A 22,774-nucleotide genomic window follows, 5' to 3' on the forward strand; every position below is an offset into this window, starting at 1 on the left:
GTCAGCCCTTCGACGGGTCCTTGAGACCCACGATCGTGAGGTCGGTCATGTTGGTGTTGGGGATGTAGCCGGCGATGTTCGACCCCGGCAGGAAGATGCCGTTCTCGAAGACCATGGGCGCGATCGGAGCGAGCTCCATGATCTGCTCGTCCAGTTCGCCCCACGCCTCGTTGGCGGCGTCCACGTCGGTCATCGCTCGGATCTCGGCGATCCGCTCGTTGACGGCCGGATCGTTCAGCTGCGCGAGGTTCTGGTTGCCCTTCTCCGTGATGGCCGCGCCGTCGAACAGCGGCGGGATGAAGGTGCTGGCGCTCGATGCCCAGTCCGGGCACCACCCGGTGATCGCCGCGTTGTTCTGCTGCGACGGCGTGGCGATGGTCTCGTAGTAGATCGAGGTGTCGATGACGTTGAGCTTCACGTCGGCACCGATGCGCTCGAGTCCCTGCTGCACCGCTTCCGCCTGCGCCTGCGCGACGGGGTTCGAACGGATGTCGAGGGTGAACTCGAACCCGTCGCCGAGCCCGGCCTCCGCGAGCAGGGCCTGAGCCTCGTCGACGTCGCCGGTGTTGTCGTCGGAGGGGTAGAGGTCGTAGTCGAGGTGCCCGCTGACCGCCGGCGGGATGATCGTCGTCGCGACATCCGCCAGCTGGTTTCCGCCCGAGGCGTTCTGGATGCTGGCGCGGTCGAGCGCCCAGTTGACGGCCTGACGCACCCGCACGTCGTCGAAGGGCGGCTTCGAGGTGTTGAGCGACATGTAGGTCGTGCAGTAGGCGGGCGCCGTGATCGCGCGTTCCTGCAGCTGCGGCGTCTGGATGCGGGGCAGCGTGGCGCCCGCGATCTTGCCGGCGATCGCGTTCTGGTCGGCGCCCTGACCGGCGATCATGCGCTCGTCGATCGTCGCGCCGTCGATGCCGATGTCGAACTGCCACTGATCGGGGTACGCCTTGCGGACGTCGTCGGTCTCGGGCTCCCAGTGCTCGTTGCGCACGAGCTTGATGGTGCTGCCGGGGGTGTAGGAGTCGAGCGTGTACGGCCCCGACGCGACGACGTCGTTGATGAACTCGTCGCCGCCGCCGGAACCGATCGGGAACGGCACCGCGTTGGGCTGGGCGAGGACGTTGTCGAACTCGGGGAAGGGAGCCTTGAGGTGGAAGACGATCGTCTTCTCGTCGGGGGTCTCGATCGTCGGGAGGTCGCCCGAGACGTAGGGGCCCTGGTAGTCGTCCGGCGCATCGATCACCGACTTGAGGTACGGCGAGCCGATGCCGATCTGCGGATCCCACGCGCGCGAGATGCCGAACTCCATCTCGGCCGAGGTGATCGGGTCGCCGTTGTCGAAGAAGAGATCGTCCTTGAGCGTGTAGGTCCAGGTGAGACCGTCGTCCGACACCTCGCCGAGACCCGTCGCGAGGTCGGGAACGATCGCGTTCGGGTCCGCGGAGTCGCCGGCGGCCTGCATCGTGAGGCCCCGGTACAGCAGGCGGTAGAACGCGTTGACGCCGCCGTCCCAGCCGCGGGCGGGATCGAGGTACGAGAAGTCCGCGTTCTGGAGCATGTGGACGGTCCCGCCGGCCTGCGGCGTGCCGTCGCTGCCGGTCTGCTGCGGCGAACCGCCGCCGCCCGCGCACGCCGTGAGGGCGAGCGCCATGGCCGTTCCCGCGGCGAGGATGCCGGCGAATCTCCTGGTGGTGGTCATCGGTGGACCTTCCCTTTCTCTGCTCCATTGCGTCGAGTGCTGTCCATAAAACAACATCACGGTGCAATGTGCAATTGCACGATCACGCTGCATCCGTTCTACCGAGTCCGACGGGCCGGAACGTGCCCCGTGACACGATCGTCACGAGATCCGGCCGTCTTTTCACACGCCCGAAACACAGCGGGGTCTACCCGGGCGCGCGCCAGGCTCGGAGAATCACGGCGATATCGGATGCCGCCGCGTCATCGCTCCGAGGCCGGTGACATTCTCCGAGGCTCGCGGAGGCGCGGCCCCGTCAGGGAAGCGGGCAGATCGCGACCGACGCGAGGTCGCCGTCCATCTGCTCGGGCGTCCAGGGCAGGCCGGCCGGCGGAGCGGTCTCACCCGAGGCGGCGGGCGCCTTCGACGCTATCGCGGCGAGCTGCCACCCGAGAACGCGGATCGCCTCCGCCGAGGCGCGCGAGTTGTTCAGCACCGCGACGACGGTGAGGCCGGTCTCGCGGTCGGCGAAGGCCACGGTCTGGTAGCCCGGGATCGACCCGTACTGACCGATCAGGGTCCCCGCCTGGTACGTGCCGCCGTCGACGGTGTACCAGGTCGGCACGCCCTCACCCGTCGGGATGGGGGCTCCGAATCGCTGGTCGTCATCGAACGGACGCAGCCCCGTCGCGAGCGCGCGGGCGTAGCGGCCGAGGTCGTCGACCGTCGTCACGACGCCGGACGCCGTGAACCCGGCCGACGGCGACAGGGCGGTGAGGTCGGTCGCCGTCGCGCAGTCGGGTGCACCCTCCGGCGTCAGCACGGACTGGGTGCCGTGAAGTCCGAGGTCGGCGGTGCGGGACGGAAGCGACGAGTCCTGCATCTCGAGCGGCTCGAAGACGTAGCGCTGGAAGAGCTCCGCCGCGGTGCTGCCCGAGGCCCGCTCGAGTGCGAGGCCGAGAAGGACGTACCCGGCGTCGGAATCGGCGAAAGACGTGCCGCCCGTCGGCCCGGAGGCCGCCAGACCATAGGCGAGCAGCTCGTGCGGCGCCCACGGGCGCGCGGGATTCGCCTCCCACCGGCCCTGCAGGCGCGGCTGGTACGAACCGAGCCCGGAGGTGCTGTCGCAGAGCTGCTCGAGCGTGACGACGGGCGTCGCCGGGAATCCGACGACCCATTCCGTCACGGGGTCGTCGAGCTCGACCTTGCCGTCGGCGACCATGCCGTAGAGCACGTCGCACGTCATCGCGCGGGTGACGTGCCCGGCCTTGAACGAGTCGGCTGCGGTGACCTCGGCTCCGTCGGGGTTGGTGCCGAAGCCCTCCACCCATTCGCCCGCCCAGGGCACCCAGACACCGGCGATCGCACCGGCCGAGCCGGTCAGCGCCATCGCGCGCTCGACCGCGGCGACGAGCTGCGCCTGCGTGTCGCCGCCGATCTCGCCGTCGACCTGCGGAGGCGCCGCGACGGTGGCGACACTCGCGGGCGCGCACGCCGAAAGACCGAGCGCGAGAGCGACCGCAACGGCGATCCCCGCGCTTCGACGGCGTCGAGTCGCACGCATTCCTGAGCCACCCCCCGAGATGTATGCCTCCAGTGAATCACACCGCTCCTGAGGATCCGGCGAACCTAGGGTGGACGCATGACACACGCTTTCGACGCCGACGCCATCTCCGGCGTGCTCGGTCACATGAACGACGACCACCGCGACGACAACCTGCTCATCGCGCGCGCGTTCGGGGAGGCGGATGCCGTGTCGGCGACGATGACCCACTTCGACGGCGACGGCGGGGATTGGCAGGCGACGCGGGCCGACGGCGGGGTTCGCGAGCTCCGCGTGACCTGGCCCGGCGGCCCCATCAGCGAGCGACGCGAGGTGCGCCGCGAGATCGTCGCGCTCTACGACGCCGCGTGCGAACGACTCGGCGTGGAGCCCCGTCCGCACGACTGAGCGTTACGGATTCGTTAAGAGCTCGGTGGAAAACCTTCAGGTTAGCTGTACCTAAGTGCTATCGTCGGGCCATGCTCGAACCGATCCCGTTCTCGACCGCCCTCCGCGAGCGGTCCAGCTCCGCGCACTCCGGCAGCGAAGGCGCCGGCTTCATGTCCGACCTCATGCGGGGCAAGGGCACTCGCGATGACTACGTCGCGCTCGTCGCGCAGCACTGGTTCATCTACGAGGCGCTCGAGGCCGCGGCATCCCGCATGGCGGCCGACCCCGTCGCCGCGACCTTCATCAGCGACAAGCTCACTCGGCTGCCGGCGCTCGAGGCCGACCTCGAGTTCCTGATCGGCTCGGACTGGCGCGAGCGGATCACCCCGTTGCCGACGACCGAGCGCTACGTCGCCCGCATCAACGAGGTCGGGGCGACCTGGGCCGGCGGATTCGTCGCGCACCACTACACCCGCTACCTCGGCGATCTGTCGGGCGGACTGTTCATCGGCAAGCTGATGGCACGTCAGTTCGGGTTCGAGACGAACGGCATCGGGTTCTACATCTTCGGCGACATCGCCGACCCCGCCGCGTTCAAGGAGCGCTACCGGGAGCAGCTCGACGCAGCACCCTGGGACGAGGCCGAGCAGCAGCGCGTCATCGACGAGGTGCTCGTCGCCTACCAGTTCAACACCGACCTGTTCACCGATCTCGCCGCGGCGAAGGCCGGGCGGGCGGCGTCCGTCGTCGCCTGATCCCGTGCGCGTCCGCGCAGCCGGTCACATGCCGGCGGCGCGGACGGCGGCCATGAAGCGCCGTACGTCGTGGTCGACCAGGATGTCGCTGGGTCGCAGCGGCCGCGACAGGTAGAGCCCGTCGAGTGAAGTCAGGCGCGAGAGCGCCACGTAGGTCTGTCCCGGGGCGAAGGCGCCCGATCCGAGGTCGACGATCGCGCGGTCGTAGGTCTTGCCCTGCGACTTGTGGATCGTCACGGCCCACGCGAGCCGCAGCGGGAACTGCGTGAACTCCGCGACGATCTCGCGGGTCAGCTTGCGCGAGCCGGGATCGTAGGCGTAGCGGAACCGCTCCCAGACGGCGGGCTCGACGTCGTGCTCCTCACCGTCGAGCTCCACCCGCACCGACGATCCCGCGATCCGGGTCACGGTTCCGATCGAGCCGTTGACCCAGCGCGGGCCGTCACCCGCGTACCCGGCGACATCGTTGCGGAGGAACATCACCTGCGCACCGACCTTCAGCTGCAGCTCGGGATCGGCCGGATACGAGGTCTCACCCCGACCGAAGTCGCCGCTCACGTCCGCCTTCGCGGTCTGCACGGGGCCCGTGAGCGCGTCGAGGTGACGCTGGTTGATGCGATTGACGGCGTCGTTGCGGGTCGCGAGGGTGATCACGGGCGGCTCGTCGCCGGTCGGCGGCGGCGGCGTCCGTGCGCCCGCAGCGTTGAGCGCGGCGGCGATGTCGGCCGTCACGACGCCGTAGCGGACGGCGTTGAGCATCTCCTTGAACCCCGGGTCGGCCTGACGATGGATCTCGCCCAGCTCGGCGATGTGCAGCGGAGCGCCCACGCGTCCGAGGTCGAGCAGCCCGTCGGAGCGGATCGCGCCGGCATCCGCCTTCGGCCCCGCCCACACCTGCGCGTCGAAGAACCAGAACGAGCGGTAGTGATCGCGGATGTACTTGAGCTCGTCTCCCCGCGGCGGCACCGGCGAGAGCTGGTACGGGTCGCCGAACATGACGATCTGCACGCCGCCGAACGCCTCCGACCGGCGACGTCGCGCTTGCCGCAGCGACCGGTCGATCGCGTCCATCACGTCGGCGTTGACCATGGAGATCTCGTCGATGACGAGCGTGTCGATCGCGTTCAGGATGCGGCGCGTGGGCTCGGACTGCTCGAGCTCGCTGTCGGCGACGAGGCCGATCGGCAGCCGGAACAACGAGTGGATCGTCTGCCCCTCGACATTGAGGGCGGCCACGCCGGTCGGCGCGCAGATGGCGATCTGCTTGTCGGTGTTCCACGCCAGGTGCTGCAGGAGGGTCGACTTGCCGGTACCGGCTCGACCGGTGACGAAGACGTGGTCGCGGGTCGTCTCGATCCGGCGGAACAGCGCCTCCTGCTCAGCGGAGAGAGGCGGCAAGGTCACCGATTCATGGTAGCCACAGGCGAGCCTTCCTAGACTTGTGCTGTGCACGAGGCGCAGACGACTCCGGACGCCGCGATCGGCGACGATTCGTCGAGCGCGCCCGAGAACGCCCGGCGCCCGGGACGGGGCCGCCGGCAGGGCGCTCGCGGCCGTCGCAGGCTCGTCATCGACCTCACGGCGATCGGGCTGCTGTCCGTGCTCGCCCTGGGCGCTCTCGGCGTCGGCGGCGTCACGGTGTACCGCGCCCTCTACAGCCCCGCCGCATTCGTCGAGCGCTACCTGTCACTGCTGAGCTCGGGCAGCGCTGCGGACGCGCTGCGCCTGCCCGGCGTCGCGATGGACTCGGCCGAGCTCGCCGCCGCCGAGCTGCCCTCGACGACGTCCGAGGTGCTGCTGCGCCGCGCGGCGCTCGCACCGCTGTCGGACGTCTCGGTCATCGGCGAGCGCGTCCGCGGCGATGTCACCGAGATCACGGTCACCTACCTGGCCAACGGCCACCGCGGCCGCACGCAGTTCGACGTGGAGCAGGACGGCTGGATCGGCGTCGCCCCCGCGTGGCGTTTCGCCCGCAGCCCGCTCTCGGCGATCGACCTGACCGTCCGGGGCGCCACCCGGTTCTCGGTCAACGGCTTCGAGCTCGACACCCGGCAGGTCGCTCCCGAAGGAGTGAACGCCGATCCGCTGACGCCCGTCTCGATGCTCGTCTTCTCCCCCGGCGCCTACTCGATCTCGGTCGACACTCCGACGGCGCAGACACCGGGAGTGGCGGTGCTCTCCGACGCGCCGCGCAAGGCTGTCCCCGTCGACCTCCAGACCGAGCCGACGCCCGAATTCGTGGACGTCGTCCAGGACCGCGTCGACGAGTTCCTCGCCTCCTGCGCGACGCAGCAGGTGCTCCAGCCGACGGGATGCCCGTTCGGCTACTTCGTGCGCAACCGCGTCGAGGGTGTCCCGGAGTGGTCGATCGCGCAGAACCCCGAGATCGAGGTCGTGCCCGACGGTGCCCAGTGGGCCATCCCGAGCACGCGTGCCGTCGCGCACATCGACGTCGACATCCGCTCGATCTACGACGGGCGGCTCAACGAGGTGTCGGAGAACGTCGAGTTCTTCCTGACCGGCAACATCACGATCCTGCCCGACGGCACGGCATCCATTCAGGTCTCCGCCGACCAGGGCTGAGCGGCGTCAGCTGCTGCGGGCCGCGTCGCGGCGAGCGAGGTCGGCGAGGCGCTCGTTGTACTCGTCGAGCTCGGCGTCGCCCGCTCGATCGACCTGACGGTCGCGGCGACGCTGCATCCGGTCGTCCGAGCGGCTCCACTGGATCGCCACGGTGATCGCGAGGATCAGGGTGGGGATCTCCCCCACCGACCAGGCCACACCGCCGCCGATGTACTGATCCTCGAGGGGCGTCGGGCCCCACGTGCGTCCCATCGAGCCGAACCATTCGGCGGCGAACATCCCCGACGACATCATGATCGCGATGCCGAAGAAGGCGTGCATCGCCATGACCGCGATGAGCGTGAGCAGGCGGAACGGGTAGGGCAGCCGGTACGGGACCGGATCGATGCCGATCAGAGACAGCACGAACAGGTAGCCCGAGATGAGGAAGTGGACGACCATCCACTCGTGTCCGATGTGGTCGTACAGCGACCAGCGGAACAGATCGGTGTAGTAGAAGACCCACAGCGACCCGATGAACATGATCGACGCGAACGCCGGGTGCGTGACGACTTTCGAGAAGGGCGTGTGGACGGCCCAGAGGATCCACTCTCGGCCGCCGCGCGTCCCGTCGTCGCGCTTGCGGATCGCGCGGGCCGCCAGCGTCACCGGCGCCCCCGCGACGAGGCACAGGGGGATCGCCATCGAGAGCAGCATGTGCCCCACCATGTGCAGGCTGAAGAGGTAGTCCTGGTAGGCGTTGATGGGCCCGCTGGTCACCCAGAGCAGCAGGCCCAGGCCGAAGACCCACAGGGCCGTCCGGTAGATCGGCCACCGGTCGCCGCGCTTGCGCAGCCGCCGCACCCCGGCGAGGTAGAAGAACAGACCGAACGCGACGGCGAAGACCCAGAGCAGATCGACATCCCACATCGTGAACCAGCGCTCGATCGTCAGCTCGGGCGGCAGCACGGTGCCGGTCAGGATCTGGGCCGGGGTCTGCTGCTCGGGAAGAGTCGTGTCGACGGGCGGAGGCGTCCGCGCGAGAGCCGCGGCCGCGCCGCTCGCGATGCCCATGAAGACGATCTCGACGGTCACGAGGAGCCAGAACACGCGTGCGGCACCCGACGACGCGAGCTTGGCGATGAGCCGGCCCCGGTACGACGCACCGAGGACACCCATCGCGATGAGGGCGACGACCTTGACGAGCAGGAGGGCACCGTAGGGCGAGAAGAGATTCGCGGGCGAGAGGATCGCGACGGCGGCTCGGACCGTTCCCGAAACCGCGACGACGACGAACGCGACGAGGGCGATGCTCGAGTACCGCGACACGATGGCGACCATGTCGGCTCGGTCGACGACGGGCCGGATGATCACGAGCAGCAGCAGCCCACCGAGCCACACCGCCGCGGCGACGATGTGCAGGGCGAGGGCGGTGACCGCGATGTTGTGGTTCGCCTCCTCGCCCGAGTGTCCCTGCGTCGCCATCGGGATGAGGGATGCCGCGGCCAGGATGCCGACGATCAGGGTCGAGGTCCAGCCGCGCACCGCGAACGTGAGCACCGTCAGGACCGCACCGGCGATCGTCGTCAGCAGCCAGGCTCGCCCGGCCTCGGTGTCGACGAGGAACCGTCCGAGCTGCTGGCCGAACTCCGCGCTCGCGCTGGGGGCCGCACCCAGGAGGTTGAGGAAGGTGAAGAATGCCGTGCCCGCGCTCGCGACGGTGAAGATCGCCGCCGAGATCGAGGCGGTGTCGAGGGCCGTGTCGAACGGGCGGTCTCCCGCACGCAGGGCGAACAGCGCCACGACGAGCGAGCCGACCATGCCGGCCGCCGCGAGATTGACGAGCAGCTTGATGATCGGCAGGCCCCAGCGCACGACCGGTCCGGGATCGAGCAGCTGCAGCGGAGCCGCACCACCACCGGCCGCGAGGCCGATGAGGACGACGATGAGAGCCGACACAGCGAGGATCGCCGGTCCGGCGAGACGCTGCGCTCGGGATTCCACCCCACCAGCCTACGGCGGTCGGACACCCCAGGAGGTCTGAGCCGCGAGGTCCCACTTCGGCCGGGTATCAGGGCCGGATTCCCGGCCCGACGGGGACCTCGGGGGCTGGGATCTCGGGGCGGGGGGACGGGGGGGGACGACGGAGGGGGATGCCGTACGGCATCCCCCTCCGGTGAATCGTCGTCGATTACTTGACGGCGGCCTTCAGCTTCGAGCCGGCGGTCACCTTGACGCGCTTGCCCGCGGCGATCTTGATCTCTTCGCCGGTCTGCGGGTTGCGGCCGGTGCGAGCGGCGGTGTCGACCTGCTCGAAGGCGATCCAGCCCGGGATCGAGACCTTGCTGCCCTTGGCGACGGCCTCGGAGACGGTCGTGAAGAGCGAGTCGAGCACGCCCGAGACGGCGGCCTGGCTCTGACCGGTGGCGCTGGCGATGCTCGCGACGAGCTCGGTCTTGGTGATGGACTTGTCAGCCATAGGGTTGTCCTCCAGACGGCGGACGACGGACGCGCCGCCGACAGCGTGGGTGGTTCCCGGGGGACTCGCGTCCCACGGTTGGTCGTTCGACCGGTCCCGAATATACGCGGATTCCGCGGAATTTCGCGGATTTACCGGCTTCTCCGCCCGCTTTCACCCGGCGTGTCGCCCGTTTTCGGGGCGTGTGGGACGGATGTGACGTCTGTGCGGGGAGTGCGCGGTCGACTCGCGGGTCAGATCCGGCGCAGCGCCGCGACGACCTCGGCCTCCCAGCGTCGTGCCGCAGGAAGGGCCCCGACGAAGATCGGGGTGTCGTGCGTGACGCCGAGATACCGGGTCGCGCTGGCCTCCACTCCCGCACGTCGCAGCCTCGCCGCGTAGGCGGCGCCGTCGCCGCGCAACGGGTCGTACTCGGCCGTCAGGATGACCGCCGGCGGCAGATCGGCGAGCGAGTCGGCACGCATCGGCGACGCATACGACTCGTGCGCCCGTGCCCGGTCGCCGAGATAGGTGCGCGCGACCGAGACGAGCTCGCGCACGGCGATGAAGGCCGGGATGCCGAGCGCATACGTCGCGCGGAGATCGATGAAGCGCCCCGTGAGGTCGGTCACGGGAACCTCGAGGATCTGCACGGCGACGGGCAGCCGCGCGCGATCGCGATTCATGAGCGTCAGGACGGCGGCGATGTTGCCGCCCGCCGACGACCCCGAGATGCCCACCCGGGCAGGATCGATGCCGAGCGCCGCCGCCTCGTCGTGCACCCACTCCCACGCGGCATACGCCTGCTCGATCTGAGTCGGATACCGGTGCTCGGGCGCCAGCGAGTAGTCGACGGCGATCAGCACGACACCGGATGCCTCGGCACGACGCCGACATGCGGCATCCGCCGTCGGGTAGTCGATGCCGCCGATGCGGAACGCCCCGCCACCGAACACGACGCAGGCAGGCGCGGGCTCACCCTCGGCGAGCGTGCTCGGGCGGTAGAGGCGGACACGCACGTCGGGGTACCCGGCCACGGGGACGACATGATCGGACGTCTCGATCGCGGGGCCGGGTGCGCCGACCGTGCGGAGCTCCTGGCGGTCCCAGGCGAGCGCTGCCTTGCGGTGACGCTCGCGCGGGGTCAGCGGACGCTTGCCCCCGCGCTTCGCCGGGGCGGGGGCCGGGGTCGCGTCCACGGCGGGAGCCGAGTCCGCCGCACGAGTCGCAGCCGCGGGGGCGGGGGTCGGGGCGGCGCCCGCGACGCCGTCTGCTGCCGGGGTTCGCGGGAGTCGCGGCATCCGCTCGGCGACCGCAGACGTGACAGATCGCCAGGCCTGACGAAGGAGGTATCGGCGGTGCGTGCGGAGCCGCTCGGCGAAGAAGGGATCCAACGGCATGGTCAGCCCTCGTCCGTCCGCTCGGTGCGCTCGTCGAGCTCACGCAGCCGTCTGAGCTTCGACCACGGCACGAAGACGATCCACATCACGGACGCGATCGCGCCGCCCATGATCATCGAGCTGATGTCCATCCTCCGACCGTAGTCCCAGTCGCAGCCGCAGTCGCAGCCGCAGTCGCAGCCGCAGCCGCACCCACAGCCGCAGCCGCCGCCGCGATCGCCGTCCCGAACACAGGCTCAGCCGCGCCTGACCGCCCCGCGCCGCCACCCAGACCCCGCTCAGCCTGTTGACGGCACAGCCTCGACCTCGTCTGGACCCAACTCCCAACCTCGCCCCCGGCACCCGGATCGTCCGGTTCGCGAGCCCCGCCGCCAGAGCCGAGCCGCGCCGCCGCCACCACGCGCGCCGCGCCGAACACATGCTCAACGCCGCTCGACCGCGCCGCGCCGCCACCCACACCCCACTCAGCCTGTCGACGGCACACCCCCGCCCCGAGGAGGGACCCAGAACTTCGCACCGCGCCGCGCCGTTCGCGCGACGCTGCGCCGACGACATGCTCAGCGCCGCTCGACCGCCCCGCGCCGCCACCCACGCCCCGCTCAGCCTGTTGACGGCACACCCCCGCCCCGAGGAGGGACCCAGAACTTCGCGCCGCGCCGCCGCCACCACGCGCGTCGCGCCGAACACATGCTCAGCGCCGCTCGACCGCCCCGCGCCGCCACCCACGCCCCGCTCAGCCTGTTGACGGCGCGGTCCTCACCGCACGAGGCGCCGCGCGGGAACGACGAAGCCCCCGTCCCGACGAATCGGGGCGGGGGCTTCGGCGCTGTGTTGCAGGCGGCTTACCAGCTCGACTTGGTCACACCGGGCAGCTCACCCTTGTGTGCCATGTCGCGGAAGCGAACGCGCGAGATGCCGAACTTCGAGAGGTGGCCACGGGGGCGACCGTCGATGGCGTCGCGCTTGCGAACGCGAACGGGCGACGCGTTGCGCGGGAGCTTCTGCAGGCCGACGCGGGCGGCCTCGCGGGCCTCGTCGGTCGCGTTCGGGTCGACGAGGGTCTTCTTCAGCTCGGCACGCTTCTCGGCGTAGCGGGCGACGACCTCTTCACGCTGGTTGTTGCGCGCGATCTTGCTCTTCTTAGCCATGTGATCAGCGCTCCTCTCGGAATTCGACGTGCTTGCGGATCACCGGGTCGTACTTCTTCAGCACGATGCGGTCGGGGTTGTTGCGACGGTTCTTACGCGTCACGTAGGTGTACCCCGTACCAGCGGTCGAACGGAGCTTGATGATCGGACGTACGTCCTGAGCCTTCTTCGCCATTAGAGCTTCACACCCTTCGCGATGAGGTCCTTGACGACCGACTCGATGCCGCGGGCGTCGATGACCTTGATGCCCTTAGCCGACACGTTCAGCGTGATCTTGCGACCGAGCGAAGGAACGTAGTAGGTCTTCTTCTGCACGTTCGGGTCGAAGCGGCGCTTCGTCCGGCGGTGCGAGTGCGAGATGTTGTGACCGAAGCCGGGAACTGCTCCGGTCACCTGGCACACTGCTGCCATAGTGATTCTCCTTAGTACCGTGACACCGGACGGTGCCACCCAAGATCCCTTGTCTGCACCCGCGCCTCATCCGGCCGTTTCGGGCCTGTGATGGGGAGTGGGTACGTACTGCGTGCTGGAGTGCGCGCAGACAAACAGTCAGTCTAGCACGCGACGGCGTGTCGCCTTGACCGGGCGCAGCGCCGTTGGCGTCCGGGATGCCGCCTCCCGCCGGTCTGACATACTTCCGCTATGTCGCCGGAGGTCGAGGCTCCCCTGCGGCGATGGCGGTTCGGCGGGCGACTGCGGCACTACCAGGCAGACGCGCTCGACCGCGTCGACGTGGATGCGCCGGGTCCGCTTCACATCGTCGCTCCGCCGGGTTCCGGTAAGACCTTGCTCGGGCTCCTGCTCGCGATGCGGCGTGGCTCACGCACGCTCGTCCTCGCCCCGACCATCACCATCCGCGACCAGTGGGCGACCGAGGCGCGACGCCTCGCCCCCGACGATGCCTCGACCAGCGATGCCTCGACCGGCGACGAGGTGTCGACCACGAGCGACGCCCCGGGCGAGCTGACCGCGCTGACCTATCAGTCGCTGAGCGTGCTCGACGGCGAGAACCCGCTCGCAGCCCTGGCCCACGACCGCTGGCTGCGAGAGCTCGAGACGGATGGACGGTCGACGGATGCGGCATCCGCTTGGCTCGACGCCCTCCGCTCGGACAACCGCCGCGCGTACGCCGCCGGGATCGCGCGCCGATCGCGCACGATGCGGCGCCGCATCGCGCAGGAGGATCCGGATGCCCTCTCGCGCGCGCTTCATCCGAACGCCCGCGCGCTGATCGAGCGCCTCGTCGATCACGGCGTCGACACGGTGGTGCTCGACGAGTGCCATCATCTGCTCGACCACTGGGCGCTCGTGGTCTCGGCGCTCGTGTCGCGGCTGCGCGCCGCCGGACGTTCGCCTCTCGTCATCGGCCTGACCGCCACGCTCCCTTCGCCGGACGACGGGAACGCGTACGACAACTACACGTCCCTTCTGGGTGATGTGGACTACGAGGTGCCGATCCCCGCGGTCGTGCGGGAGGGCAACCTCGCGCCGTATCGCGAGCTCGTACGGTTCGTCGAGCCGACGGCGGACGAGCTCGCTTTCCTCTCGGGCGCCGCGACCGGCCTCGGGGTGCTCATCCGTTCGACCTTCGCGCACGGCGACGGGGCCGAGCACCTGGTGCGGATGCTCCAGCCTCCGACGGATGTCGCGGGCGACACGGCCCCCGACGGGGAGGACCGGTCGGGGGACGTGGCCCTCGCACCCCCGGCCGCCCCGCCCGCGAGCGGCACGGCGCCCGCCGCGAACACGGACATCGACATCAGACTGTCGCGCGCCTTCGCCGACGACTTCGCGGGCGCCGAGTCGGCAGCCGCGATGCTCGCAACCGTCCACCCCGATCATCCGCTCGTCGATCTCCTCCCGATCGCGGCGCAGCGCACCCCCACGACGGAGGAGTCGCTGCGCCTGCTCGGGCGCTTCGCGCTCGACCGCATCCTGCCCGACCCGTCGGCTCGCGAGCGGTGGGCGCGGATGCGGGCGACCCTGGCCGACTTCGGCTTCTCGCTGACCGATCGGGGCCTGCGCCGGACGCGCGACCCGATCGACACGATGCTGGCCTCCTCGCTGTCGAAGGACCGTGCGGTCTGCGACATCCTGCGGCTCGAACGCGACCGCGTCGGGCCTCGCCTGCGCGCTCTCGTCGTGTCGGACTTCAGCGAACACGGCAACCGGCACGGCGGGCTGATCGGACGGGCGGGCGCGCTGCGGACCTTCGACGTCCTGGCGACGGATGCCGCGACCGCCGATCTGCGCTGCATCCTGGTGACCGGGTCGACGACGCGCATCGCGACGCGCCGCGTCGAACCGCTGACCGCTGCATGGTCGGCTGCGCTCGGCATCGAGGTCACTGCCGTCGCAAGCGCCGAGAATCCGGCGGTGTCCGAGATCTCCGCGCCCGGTGTCGGCGCCGCGGGGTTCGTGCGGGCGGCCTCGCTTCTGTTGGAGCGCGGCGACATCGAGGTCATCGTCGGCACGCGCGGACTGTTCGGCGAAGGCTGGGACTGTCCCGCCGTGAACACGCTCGTCGATCTGTCGTCCGTGGCCACTGCGCCCGCGACGCAGCAGCTGCGGGGGCGCGCGCTGCGGCTCGATCCGGCCTGGCCCGAGAAGGTCGCGCACATCTGGACGGTCACCGCACTGCTTCCGCCGGAGTCGCCGATCGACGCCGCCCCCGACCTGTCGCGGCTGCGGCGCAAGCACGAGCGCCTGTGGGGTGTGCATCGCGACGATCCCGAGCGGATCGTCCGGGGCCTCTCCGGTTTGCTGACGACCGAGCAGCGCCGGTTGCTCGTGTCGGACGCGCGCCCGTCGGCCGAGGACCTCGACGCGTTGACGGTCGTCGAGCCGCGGGAGCATACGCGCGCGCTCTGGCGCATCGGCGAGGACTACCTCGACCGGGAGTCCACCGATGCGACCGTCGTGCGGCGCGTCGACGAGCCGACCTTCCGGACACGCGGCCGAGCGGATGCCGCACTCGGAGCCGGCACGGCCGCGGCAGGCATCATCGCCACCGCCGCCCTCGCCCTCGTCGTCGCGGGTGCCGTCGGCGCGGCGGGGCCCGCGGGGCTCGTCGCCGGGGTGGCGGCACTGATCGGGGCCCTGACCATGGGCGTGCCCGTCGCACGAGCCTGGTGGCGCGCCCGGCGGGCGCATGCTGACGCACCGGAGCTGTACGGACGCGTCGCGGGCACGGTCGTGGCGGCTCTGCGACGCTCGGGACGCTTGGGCGACGCCGCGATGCCTGAGGTCATCGTCGAACGACGGGACGATGCCCGCGGCATCCAGTACCTGGAGGTGCGCCTGACGGGCGCTTCCGCCGACGAGCAGCGCGTCTTCACGGCGGCGATGGCAGAACTGCTGGGCCCCGTGACGACGCCGCGCTTCCTCCTGCAAGTGGATGCCGGCGGGCAGACGGCGGTCGTGCGGTGGCTGCTGAAGCGCGCGGGCGGCGCGGGCGGACTGCCGCGGTCGCGGGGCGCGAGGGGGCGCGGGCATGCGCAGTTCCTGTCGGTGCCTGCCGCGTTCGGCCTGGCGGGCGCCCGCATCCGAGCCTTCGCCGATGACTGGCAGCGGGAGGTCGGCCCGTGCGCGCTCCACTTCGTCGACCGGCCGGAGTCGCTCGCCGTCCTCGCCGAGGCACGCCGGGGAGGCGCCGTCGCCGCAGAGATCGCCGTCATCGAGCGCTGGGACTGACCAGCGAGGCGCTCGTGGGGCGTGGGCGTGAAGGGGTCGGGCGGGGCTGGGGTTGTTGGCGACGGGGCGGTGCCCGGGTGGGCGGTTGGCGGGCCGGTGGGCGGTAGATGGTGACGGGCGGCGAGTGGGCGGTTGGCGGAGGTGGTCGGTGCCCAGCGCGGATGACGGTCTCGCGACGGGACGCGTTTGGGCGGCGGAGGTGCGGCGACCGCCGGGCGGTGTCGGGCGAGCGATCGAGCGGTGACGGGCGGGCGGCCAGCAGTCCGCGGCCCGCGGCCAGCGGCCGGCGGCCAGCGGCCAACGGTCGGCGCCCAACACGGATGACGGAGCCGCAACGGGACACGCTCAGAAGACGAAGAGGCGCGGCAGCCGAGGCGATCACCGGAGCTGTGGATGGTCGCGGGGCGATGTCGGAGGTCCGTGACATGATTCGAACATGTATTCGAATGACGGGTTCCGCGGCGCGATGGATGCCGGGATGGGCAGCGACGGTGACGTCGACGCCCTCGCGGCGCTCGTCGCGGATGCCGAGGCGGCGGCGGATGTCATTCGGGCGGGCCAAGTGCGTGAAGTGCGGGTGCTCGCGGCAGCCGGGGTGCTCGCGGAGAAGCAGGCTGCTGGGGCGTCAGAGCGGGTGAAGGCGCGGGAGATGGCGTTGCGTGGGATCGCCGCGGAGCTGGCCGGGGTGTTCGTGGCGACCGACCGCACGTTGCAGCGGCGGATCGATGAGGCGAGGGATCTGGTCGAGAACTATCCGTTGACGATGGCGGCGTGGGAGGCCGGGCGCATCGTCCGAGGACACGTCCGGGTGATCCAAGAGATCGGATGCATCGTGCCCGCCGACGAACGGTCTGAGTTCGAGCGGGTAGCGATCGAGCGGTGCGAGGGCGAGACCCCGAACCGGGTGCGGGCGGCGTTGCGTATGCTCGCGGAACGGATGCACCCGCGGACCTTCACCGAACGACACCAGGAGGCCGCGGCGAGGCGGTGCGTGCAGGTGCGGACCGGGGCCGACGGCATGTCCGATCTCATCGCAACGCTACCGACCGTGATCGCCGACGGAATCGTGGACCGACTGACGCGGCAAGCGCGGGAGATCATCAACGCACGGGCGAAAGCCGACGCCTCGGATGCTGCTGGCCGGGGCGTGGGCGCAGGTGGCGAGGGTGATGCCGGCGCCAGTGCAGACGCCGGGCGAGCTGACGCCTCGTTCGCCCCGGACGCGACCGGCGCCGACGGGCCGGCCGACGCCACCGGCGGTGAAGGATCCTCTTTCGTCGGTGATGCGCGCACGATCGATCAGGTCCGCGCCGACGTGTTCTCCGACCTCCTCCTCGCGGGCACCCCTGCCCTCGACCCCACCGCAAGCGGTGACGGGGACGGGGTCCTCGGGGCGATCCGCGCGCACGTGCAGGTCGCGGTGTCGGCGTTGACACTGATGGGCGAGGACGAGGGGCCAGCCGATCTCGCGGGCCGCTCCCCCATCGACGCCGCCACCGCACGCGAACTCGCCGGTGACGCGACCTCATGGGACCGACTGCTCACCCACCCCGTCACCGGCACGGTCCTGGAGTGCGACACGTACCGGCCCACCGCCGCCATGGTCCGACTGTTGCGGGCGAGGGACCGGCACTGCCGCTTCCCCGGATGCCGACAACCCGCCATCCGCTGCGAACTCGACCACACCATCGCCGCATCCCACGGCGGACCAACGCACGTATGCAACCTCGCCCACCTCTGCAAACGACACCACGACGTCAAACACCACACGAGATGGCGAGTCAGACAACTCCCCGGCGGGCGCCTGCTCTGGACATCACCGACCGGACGGATCTACCGCGAAAACGCACCACCACCCCTCGTCGCGTTCACAATCACCGACGCGCTCGAACCGCCCGGTCCGTCCGACGCACCCGATCAGTTCGACGCGCACGGTCAGTTCGCGCCCGATCAGTTCGACGCACCCGGTCCGTCCGACGCGCCCGGTCCGTCCGACGCACCCGGTCCGTCCGACGCGCCCGGTCAGTTCGCGCCCGATCAGTTCGACGCGCCCGGCGTGCCCGGGGCCGGGGGATGGCCCGCTCGGACTGGTCCGCCTCCGCCCTGGTCGCCGGGCCGTTCCGGCCCACGCCCCGCAACCGATGCACCGTTCTGACCGGCTCGCTCAGATCGCAGCTCTGCTCCTGTGTCCTCCCGGTGGCGCGATGATTCGACGGCGAGGCGCGCGTGCCCCATGCGCGCGTAACGGTGCTGAAGCGCACAGAACAGGCGCACCGCCCGACGCGCGGCTCGACCCGTCCGCGTGCTCCGGACACATATGCGCGCAGGATGGGCAGGCCCGTGAGACCGGACGCCAGATGTCACCGTCGCGTGTTGACCGACTTCCGACCACCGGCCACCGGCCACCGGCCACCAACCACCAACCACCAACCAGCAACCAGCAACCAGCAACCAGCAACCAGCAACCAGCAACCAGCAACCAGCAACCAGCGACCACCGATCACCGATCACCGGCCAATTGACGCGCGAGGCGATCGGAGAGTCAGTGCGCCGCCACCCGAGAAACGCAGACACGCAGAAACCCAGACACGGGACGCGGTCAGCGGGCGCCCGAGGCGGCTTCCGCCGCGCCGCGGCCCCACCGGAACGGCGAGACCGTCGGGTCACCGGCGATCCAGAACCTCCAGGGAAACGCGTCCGTTCCGGCGACACCGGCGACGCCGACGCGCGGTCCGGCCACGACCTGCTGCTCCGGTTCGTCCCGGAGCAGCAGACGAGCTACGGCGCCGGCACGCTCGGCTCCCCCGACGACATCGATGCCGTCGTGCGCGGGATGACGCAACCCGACGGCCTCGCCGAGCCGGCCGGGGCCACGAGCCAGATCGCGGTGGGACCGGGCCGCGGCGCGCCGGACCTGCGCGACGTCCGCTCCCTCGACGATCTCAGCAGCGCGCAGCAGCACACCTCCCGCGACACCCGCCGGGCCGCAGACGACGTTGACGCACGAATGGATGCCGTGACTGAGGTAGACGTACAAATGCCCCGGTTCGCCCCACATCGTCGCGTTGCGCGCGGTCCTCCCCATGCGTGCGTGCGAGCCGGGATCAGGCAGGTCACCCGTGTCGCGACCGTGATACGCCTCGACCTCGGTCAGCCGAGCGACGACCTGCGCCCCGTCGACGGCCACCTCCAGCAGACCGCCGAGAAGCCGCGGCGCCACGTGCACCGGAAGGTCCGCGAGCTCCCCTCGCGTCGCCGGGTGGAACCCGGCGGGCACCGCATCCCGGTCGGCGCTCATGGTCGCGGCGCGTTCTGGCACCACGAGATGTCGAACCCGCTGAGCGCCGGCATCTCCTCGCCCGTGCCGAGGTCGACGATGTGCGTCTGCACGCGCTCGGGCAGCGGAAGCGCGTACGCGTCGTACGGATTCGACACCGCATCGGGCGCGATGAGGAACGCGGCGTACCGGCTGCTCGGCGACACGCACGTGTGCAGCAGCAGATCGTCCGGCGCGACCGTGAACACGTCACGGGCCGCGCCGTCCGCCCCCACCACGGCCGCCGACGTCGACAGCACCGTGAACCCGTCGAGACGCGAGAGCACGCGCAGCGTCTCGTCGGCATTGCCGGGCAGCGCCGTCACCGACTGGGTCTCGCCCGCCGCGGCATCCGCAGCGCTCAGGGGTCGCTCCTCCGCCGTCGCGAGGTCGATCGCGACGAGCCCGGTCGCGCGCTGCACGATCGCCTCCGTTGACCCTCGAGCGATCCCGTCGATCGTGATCGCGTTGCCGAGCGACACCGGCTCACCGCCAGCCGCCGAGACGAGAGTCAGCGCTCCGTCGAAGCCGAGCAGCAGCACGGCATCCGTCCCCGGCACGAACCGCCAGTCGTCGATGCGCGCGTCGCCGCCCGCGAACTGCAGCTGCGCGGGCTCGTCGTCGGTGCTGGCCTGCGTGAGCGAAGCCGTGAACAACGCGCTCTCGAGCCCACCCGCCGAGCCGATCCCCGCGTCGGTGTACGTGTAGCCGATGAGATCGCCGCGATCAGCGGTCTGCAGGTTGGTGACGAAGCCGCGGCCGGGCAGGGCGAGCTCGCGAGCGCCCGCCCCGTCTCGGTCGGTGACGACGAGGGTCGAGACGCCCTCGTCGTCGGCCGTGACGACCGCGAGATGCGTCGAGGTCGCCCGGAAGTCCTCGATGTGCGGGTCGGTGAAGACGGGGACCGCGTTCTCACCGTCGAGACCGGTGCGGAAGATGGTGTCCTTGTCACCGCCGCGCTGCAGGATGTAGGTCTCCAGCGCGGGCGTCGAGAACGACTCCTCGATGGTCGCCGCGGGCCCTCCGCCCAGCCCCTCGACCCCGTCGATCCGCACGGTGTAGTCGGTCGCATCGCGCAGCGGCAGGGTGAAGCGGATGCCGATCTGGCGGCCCGACGTGTCGACGGTGAAGTCCGCCGCCGGCTCGATGTGCACCTGAGCGGGATCGATCTCCTCGAGCGACTGCGTCGTCGTGACGATCAGCCGCGACCCCGCGGATTCGATGCCGGCCCGGGGGTCGACGCTCGTCGAGGTCGCACGCGGCCCCTGCACGGTCGTCAACACGGCGCTCGAGCCTCCGACGAGGGCGAGCGCCCCGACGACCGCCACCATCGCGACGACGAATCGACGCGATCGACGCTCCCGCATCCGACCTCGCCGCGAGGTCCCGCCCGCCCCGTCAGTACTCATAGGGGTCCTCGGGCTCGTCGACGGTCTGCACTCCGGTCGCCTCGATGACGAGAGCGCCGTCGCGGTCGCGGATGACGCCGGTGACGGTCACCCACTCGCCCGTCGCGGGGATGTCGCTCGTCTCACCGACGGGGATGCTCGCGGGCTGTGCATCGATGACACAGTGCGTGATCACGAGACGCGTCAGCCCGAAGCCTCCCGCACTCGACGGCGTCACGAAGCCCGTCAGGCTGATCTCGTCCCCCTCGAACGCCTCCGGGTTCGTGGCCGTCGCGAAGACGCTCGCCCACTCGCCGACCCCGAACGACGACGTGTCGCCGGTCGTCGCGAGCGCGACCGTGTCGGCACCCTGGAAGAGCGGCGGCGTTCCGGTGTCACGCGACATGGCGAGCTCCGCCGACAGCGTGGCCGGTGGCGTCACGAGGACCACGGCGACGATGCCCGTCGCGAGCACGCCTCCCGTTCCCGCGGCGACGGATCCCCACACGAGACGCCAGTCGGGGCGGGAGCGCACGGGCGCCACCGCGGCGCCGGGCGCGGCGGTGTCGCCGGCGAGGACGGACGTGTCGGCGAGCGGTGCACGGCCGCCGCTGTCCCCGCCGAGGGCGGCGGCGCGGGCGGCACGACGGGAGCTCGGCACCGCGTCGGGCGGCGCGTTCTCGGACCCGGCAGCGGCATCCCGACCTTCGTGCCCCGCGGACACGTGAGAGTGCGCGTGCGCTTCTCCGTGAGCGTGCGCGTGCGCGTGCTCGCGTCCGTCCGCGTGCCCGGGCTCGCGCCCGTGCAGCTCGCCGTGGTCGTGACCGTGATCGGCTTCGGCGCCGAGCGGCAGCGCGAAGCTCACGACGGTTCCGATGAGGCCGAGCACCGACATCCCGACGGCGAACCAGGCCGACTCGGGATTGATGTACAGCCCGATCCGGCCCGTGAGGGCGAGCGTGACGGTGATGGCCGCGAGCGCGGCGGCGAGCCCGACGCCGAACAGGCGGGTCAACAGGGCCGACGACTTAGGCAAGGAGATTCACCATCCCTCCGACCGCGATCGCGAAGAGCACGACGATCACGACGAGCCCGATGAGCACGCGCGAGCGGAACGTCGTGCGCATGAGCGCGAGCATCTTCACGTCGACGAGCGGGCCGACGAGCAGGAACGCGACGATCGAGCCCGGCGTGAACGTCGACGCGAACGACAGGGCGAAGAACGAGTCGACGTTCGAGCAGATCGAGACGATCATCGCGAGCAGGATCATCGCCAGGATCGACAGCGCCGGGTTCGACCCGATCGCGAGCAGCGTGTCGCGCGGCACCAGCACCTGCACGGCACCGGCGATCGCCGAGCCCAGGATCAGGGCGGGCATGACCGCCCGCAGCTCCACGACGAACTGCGCGAGGCTGCGACGTCCCTTGCCGCCCGGGTCCTCGGCGGCGAGCTCGCACGCGGCGAGAAACCGGTCGGTCAGCAGTCCGTCGGGATCGGGATGCCGGGAGTACAGCCACCCGATGATGTTCGCGACGGCGTATCCGCCCAGCAGACGAGCGATGAGGATGCCGTCGTCGAACCCGAACGCCTGGTGGGTCGTGATGATGACGATGGGGTTCACGATCGGCGCCGCGATGAGGAAGGTCATCGTCTCGGGAACCGAGAACCCGCGGATCATGAGACCCCGCGCGAACGGCAGATTGCCGCACTCGCAGACGGGGATGAGCATCCCGAGCAGCGACAGCACCGCGCGACGGGCCCACGCGCGCCGCGGCATCCAGCGCTCGATGACTCCCGGCGGCACCCACACCTGCACGATGATCGACAGTGCGACGCCGAGCAGGACGAACGGCAACGACTCGATGAGCACGCTGAGCCCGAGCGTCACGCCGTCCTGAGCGCGGGTCGGGAGCGCCGGCCCCGGGGTGAGGGCCGCGACGGCGACGAGCACGGCGACGACGGCCGCACCGATCCCGAGCGCGACGGCCGAACGCGTCGCGGGAGATGGCGCGAGCCGTGCGGTCTTAGGCGCCGCCACGCTTCTCATCGGCTCGGGCCGCGGTGCACGCGGCGCAGACGCCGAAGATGTCGACGATGTGCTCGGCCTGCGTGAAACCGTTGGCGGCGGCGGTCCGGTGCGCCCACTCCTCGACATCGGAGGCCTGGATCTCGACCGTGAGTCCGCACGAGCGGCAGATCAGATGGTGGTGGTGGCCCTCGCTCGAGCAGGCCCGGTAGATGGCCTCGCCGTCGGGGCTCTGCAGCTGATCGGCCTCACCCGACGCGGCCAGGGTGGCGAGGGCGCGGTAGACCGTCGCCAATCCGATGCCGGTGTTGTCGTCGCGCAGCGACGCGTGGAGATCCTGCGCGGAGACGAACCCGCGGGCATCGGACAGCGCCGTGCGCACGCGCTCGCGCTGCCAGGTGTTCCGCTGAGCCATGGCG

General features: G+C 70.8%; 20 protein-coding genes. 5 read left to right on the top strand and 15 right to left on the bottom strand.

What is annotated here, in order from left to right; all coding sequences use genetic code 11:
* Window position 1: 1 nt before the first annotated feature.
* Entirely contained in the window at window positions 2-1,696 is a 1,695-nt protein-coding gene (locus tag AA0Y20_RS01705) for an ABC transporter substrate-binding protein (protein WP_412936933.1), read from the bottom strand.
* Between the two features lie 295 nt (window positions 1,697-1,991).
* Window positions 1,992-3,239: a serine hydrolase domain-containing protein gene (locus AA0Y20_RS01710; RefSeq protein WP_412936934.1), complete on the bottom strand. Its 1,248-nt coding sequence runs from the start codon at window positions 3,237-3,239 to the stop codon at window positions 1,992-1,994.
* 78 nt (window positions 3,240-3,317) lie between these two features.
* On the opposite strand from AA0Y20_RS01710, the gene AA0Y20_RS01715 reads away from it, so the two are divergent.
* Together AA0Y20_RS01715 and AA0Y20_RS01720 are read left to right on the top strand one after the other, a co-directional pair.
* Complete coding sequence (locus AA0Y20_RS01715; protein ID WP_412936936.1) at window positions 3,318-3,626, top strand: DUF2470 domain-containing protein; 309 nt, start codon at window positions 3,318-3,320, stop codon at window positions 3,624-3,626.
* A 71-nt stretch (window positions 3,627-3,697) separates the two neighbouring features.
* Entirely contained in the window at window positions 3,698-4,363 is a 666-nt protein-coding gene (locus AA0Y20_RS01720; protein WP_412936938.1) for a heme oxygenase (biliverdin-producing), read from the top strand.
* A gap of 24 nt (window positions 4,364-4,387) precedes the next feature.
* Here the strand turns inward: AA0Y20_RS01720 and AA0Y20_RS01725 are convergent, their stop codons facing one another.
* Window positions 4,388-5,767 (bottom strand): ATP-dependent DNA helicase, encoded by a 1,380-nt coding sequence (locus AA0Y20_RS01725; protein ID WP_412936940.1) that lies wholly within the window; start codon window positions 5,765-5,767, stop codon window positions 4,388-4,390.
* 42 nt (window positions 5,768-5,809) lie between these two features.
* Between AA0Y20_RS01725 and AA0Y20_RS01730 the strand changes: the two genes are divergently transcribed.
* Window positions 5,810-6,946 carry a hypothetical protein gene (locus AA0Y20_RS01730; protein WP_412936942.1) on the top strand — a complete coding sequence of 379 codons (1,137 nt, stop codon included), beginning with the start codon at window positions 5,810-5,812 and terminating at the stop codon, window positions 6,944-6,946.
* A 6-nt stretch (window positions 6,947-6,952) separates the two neighbouring features.
* Here the strand turns inward: AA0Y20_RS01730 and AA0Y20_RS01735 are convergent, their stop codons facing one another.
* The 7 genes from AA0Y20_RS01735 to rpmB form a co-directional block, all read right to left on the bottom strand.
* Complete coding sequence (locus AA0Y20_RS01735; RefSeq protein WP_412936944.1) at window positions 6,953-8,929, bottom strand: cytochrome c oxidase assembly protein; 1,977 nt, start codon at window positions 8,927-8,929, stop codon at window positions 6,953-6,955.
* Window positions 8,930-9,116: 187 nt separating this feature from the next.
* Complete coding sequence (locus AA0Y20_RS01740) at window positions 9,117-9,404, bottom strand: HU family DNA-binding protein (protein ID WP_036304753.1); 288 nt, start codon at window positions 9,402-9,404, stop codon at window positions 9,117-9,119.
* 233 nt (window positions 9,405-9,637) lie between these two features.
* Window positions 9,638-10,783, bottom strand: a complete 1,146-nt coding sequence (locus tag AA0Y20_RS01745) for an alpha/beta hydrolase (RefSeq protein ID WP_412936947.1) — start codon at window positions 10,781-10,783, stop codon at window positions 9,638-9,640.
* Between the two features lie 2 nt (window positions 10,784-10,785).
* Window positions 10,786-10,914 carry a hypothetical protein gene (locus AA0Y20_RS01750; protein ID WP_412936948.1) on the bottom strand — a complete coding sequence of 43 codons (129 nt, stop codon included), beginning with the start codon at window positions 10,912-10,914 and terminating at the stop codon, window positions 10,786-10,788.
* A 711-nt stretch (window positions 10,915-11,625) separates the two neighbouring features.
* Entirely contained in the window at window positions 11,626-11,931 is a 306-nt protein-coding gene (rpsN, locus tag AA0Y20_RS01755) for a 30S ribosomal protein S14 (protein WP_023953697.1), read from the bottom strand.
* Between the two features lie 4 nt (window positions 11,932-11,935).
* On the bottom strand, window positions 11,936-12,106 hold the full coding sequence (gene rpmG, locus AA0Y20_RS01760; RefSeq protein WP_005051772.1) for a 50S ribosomal protein L33: 171 nt from the start codon (window positions 12,104-12,106) through the stop codon (window positions 11,936-11,938).
* Window positions 12,106-12,342, bottom strand: coding sequence for a 50S ribosomal protein L28 (gene rpmB, locus AA0Y20_RS01765; RefSeq protein ID WP_005051771.1), 237 nt, complete (start codon window positions 12,340-12,342; stop codon window positions 12,106-12,108). Before rpmB ends, rpmG begins: the two co-directional genes overlap by 1 nt.
* A gap of 231 nt (window positions 12,343-12,573) precedes the next feature.
* On the opposite strand from rpmB, the gene AA0Y20_RS01770 reads away from it, so the two are divergent.
* Both AA0Y20_RS01770 and AA0Y20_RS01775 read left to right on the top strand, forming a co-directional pair.
* Window positions 12,574-15,624: a DEAD/DEAH box helicase family protein gene (locus AA0Y20_RS01770; RefSeq protein ID WP_412936952.1), complete on the top strand. Its 3,051-nt coding sequence runs from the start codon at window positions 12,574-12,576 to the stop codon at window positions 15,622-15,624.
* A 436-nt stretch (window positions 15,625-16,060) separates the two neighbouring features.
* Complete coding sequence (locus AA0Y20_RS01775; protein ID WP_412936954.1) at window positions 16,061-17,779, top strand: DUF222 domain-containing protein; 1,719 nt, start codon at window positions 16,061-16,063, stop codon at window positions 17,777-17,779.
* Between the two features lie 444 nt (window positions 17,780-18,223).
* On the opposite strand, the gene AA0Y20_RS01780 is transcribed toward AA0Y20_RS01775, so the two are convergent.
* Genes AA0Y20_RS01780 through AA0Y20_RS01800 form a run of 5 tightly spaced genes read right to left on the bottom strand, consistent with a single transcriptional unit; the run spans window position 18,224 to window position 22,770 of the window.
* On the bottom strand, window positions 18,224-18,922 hold the full coding sequence (locus tag AA0Y20_RS01780) for a DNA-3-methyladenine glycosylase (RefSeq protein ID WP_412936955.1): 699 nt from the start codon (window positions 18,920-18,922) through the stop codon (window positions 18,224-18,226).
* Window positions 18,919-20,349: a hypothetical protein gene (locus AA0Y20_RS01785; RefSeq protein ID WP_413331892.1), complete on the bottom strand. Its 1,431-nt coding sequence runs from the start codon at window positions 20,347-20,349 to the stop codon at window positions 18,919-18,921. The genes AA0Y20_RS01780 and AA0Y20_RS01785 overlap by 4 nt, the downstream gene beginning before the upstream one ends.
* Window positions 20,339-21,364, bottom strand: a complete 1,026-nt coding sequence (locus AA0Y20_RS01790; protein ID WP_412936959.1) for a DUF1980 domain-containing protein — start codon at window positions 21,362-21,364, stop codon at window positions 20,339-20,341. Before AA0Y20_RS01790 ends, AA0Y20_RS01785 begins: the two co-directional genes overlap by 11 nt.
* Window positions 21,357-22,376 (bottom strand): permease, encoded by a 1,020-nt coding sequence (locus tag AA0Y20_RS01795; protein WP_412936960.1) that lies wholly within the window; start codon window positions 22,374-22,376, stop codon window positions 21,357-21,359. The genes AA0Y20_RS01790 and AA0Y20_RS01795 overlap by 8 nt, the downstream gene beginning before the upstream one ends.
* Window positions 22,354-22,770: a Fur family transcriptional regulator gene (locus tag AA0Y20_RS01800; protein ID WP_412936961.1), complete on the bottom strand. Its 417-nt coding sequence runs from the start codon at window positions 22,768-22,770 to the stop codon at window positions 22,354-22,356. The genes AA0Y20_RS01795 and AA0Y20_RS01800 overlap by 23 nt, the downstream gene beginning before the upstream one ends.
* Window positions 22,771-22,774 lie beyond the last annotated feature (4 nt).

The sequence above is a fragment of the Microbacterium pratiae genome, assembly GCF_047302165.1.
Taxonomy (GTDB): Bacteria; Actinomycetota; Actinomycetes; order Actinomycetales; family Microbacteriaceae; genus Microbacterium.

What these genes read in the sequence shown, in the direction of transcription:
- AA0Y20_RS01795 (WP_412936960.1), bottom strand. Translation starts at nt 22,376, where the DNA reads ATGAGAAGCGTGGCGGCGCCTAAGACCGCACGGCTCGCGCCATCTCCC.
- AA0Y20_RS01775 (WP_412936954.1), top strand. Translation starts at nt 16,061, where the DNA reads ATGTATTCGAATGACGGGTTCCGCGGCGCGATGGATGCCGGGATGGGC.
- AA0Y20_RS01740 (WP_036304753.1), bottom strand. Translation starts at nt 9,404, where the DNA reads ATGGCTGACAAGTCCATCACCAAGACCGAGCTCGTCGCGAGCATCGCC.
- rpmB (WP_005051771.1), bottom strand. Translation starts at nt 12,342, where the DNA reads ATGGCAGCAGTGTGCCAGGTGACCGGAGCAGTTCCCGGCTTCGGTCAC.
- AA0Y20_RS01750 (WP_412936948.1), bottom strand. Translation starts at nt 10,914, where the DNA reads ATGGACATCAGCTCGATGATCATGGGCGGCGCGATCGCGTCCGTGATG.
- AA0Y20_RS01770 (WP_412936952.1), top strand. Translation starts at nt 12,574, where the DNA reads ATGTCGCCGGAGGTCGAGGCTCCCCTGCGGCGATGGCGGTTCGGCGGG.
- AA0Y20_RS01800 (WP_412936961.1), bottom strand. Translation starts at nt 22,770, where the DNA reads ATGGCTCAGCGGAACACCTGGCAGCGCGAGCGCGTGCGCACGGCGCTG.
- AA0Y20_RS01780 (WP_412936955.1), bottom strand. Translation starts at nt 18,922, where the DNA reads ATGAGCGCCGACCGGGATGCGGTGCCCGCCGGGTTCCACCCGGCGACG.
- rpsN (WP_023953697.1), bottom strand. Translation starts at nt 11,931, where the DNA reads ATGGCTAAGAAGAGCAAGATCGCGCGCAACAACCAGCGTGAAGAGGTC.
- AA0Y20_RS01710 (WP_412936934.1), bottom strand. Translation starts at nt 3,239, where the DNA reads ATGCGTGCGACTCGACGCCGTCGAAGCGCGGGGATCGCCGTTGCGGTC.
- AA0Y20_RS01715 (WP_412936936.1), top strand. Translation starts at nt 3,318, where the DNA reads ATGACACACGCTTTCGACGCCGACGCCATCTCCGGCGTGCTCGGTCAC.
- AA0Y20_RS01720 (WP_412936938.1), top strand. Translation starts at nt 3,698, where the DNA reads ATGCTCGAACCGATCCCGTTCTCGACCGCCCTCCGCGAGCGGTCCAGC.
- AA0Y20_RS01785 (WP_413331892.1), bottom strand. Translation starts at nt 20,349, where the DNA reads ATGAGTACTGACGGGGCGGGCGGGACCTCGCGGCGAGGTCGGATGCGG.
- AA0Y20_RS01705 (WP_412936933.1), bottom strand. Translation starts at nt 1,696, where the DNA reads ATGACCACCACCAGGAGATTCGCCGGCATCCTCGCCGCGGGAACGGCC.
- AA0Y20_RS01745 (WP_412936947.1), bottom strand. Translation starts at nt 10,783, where the DNA reads ATGCCGTTGGATCCCTTCTTCGCCGAGCGGCTCCGCACGCACCGCCGA.
- rpmG (WP_005051772.1), bottom strand. Translation starts at nt 12,106, where the DNA reads ATGGCGAAGAAGGCTCAGGACGTACGTCCGATCATCAAGCTCCGTTCG.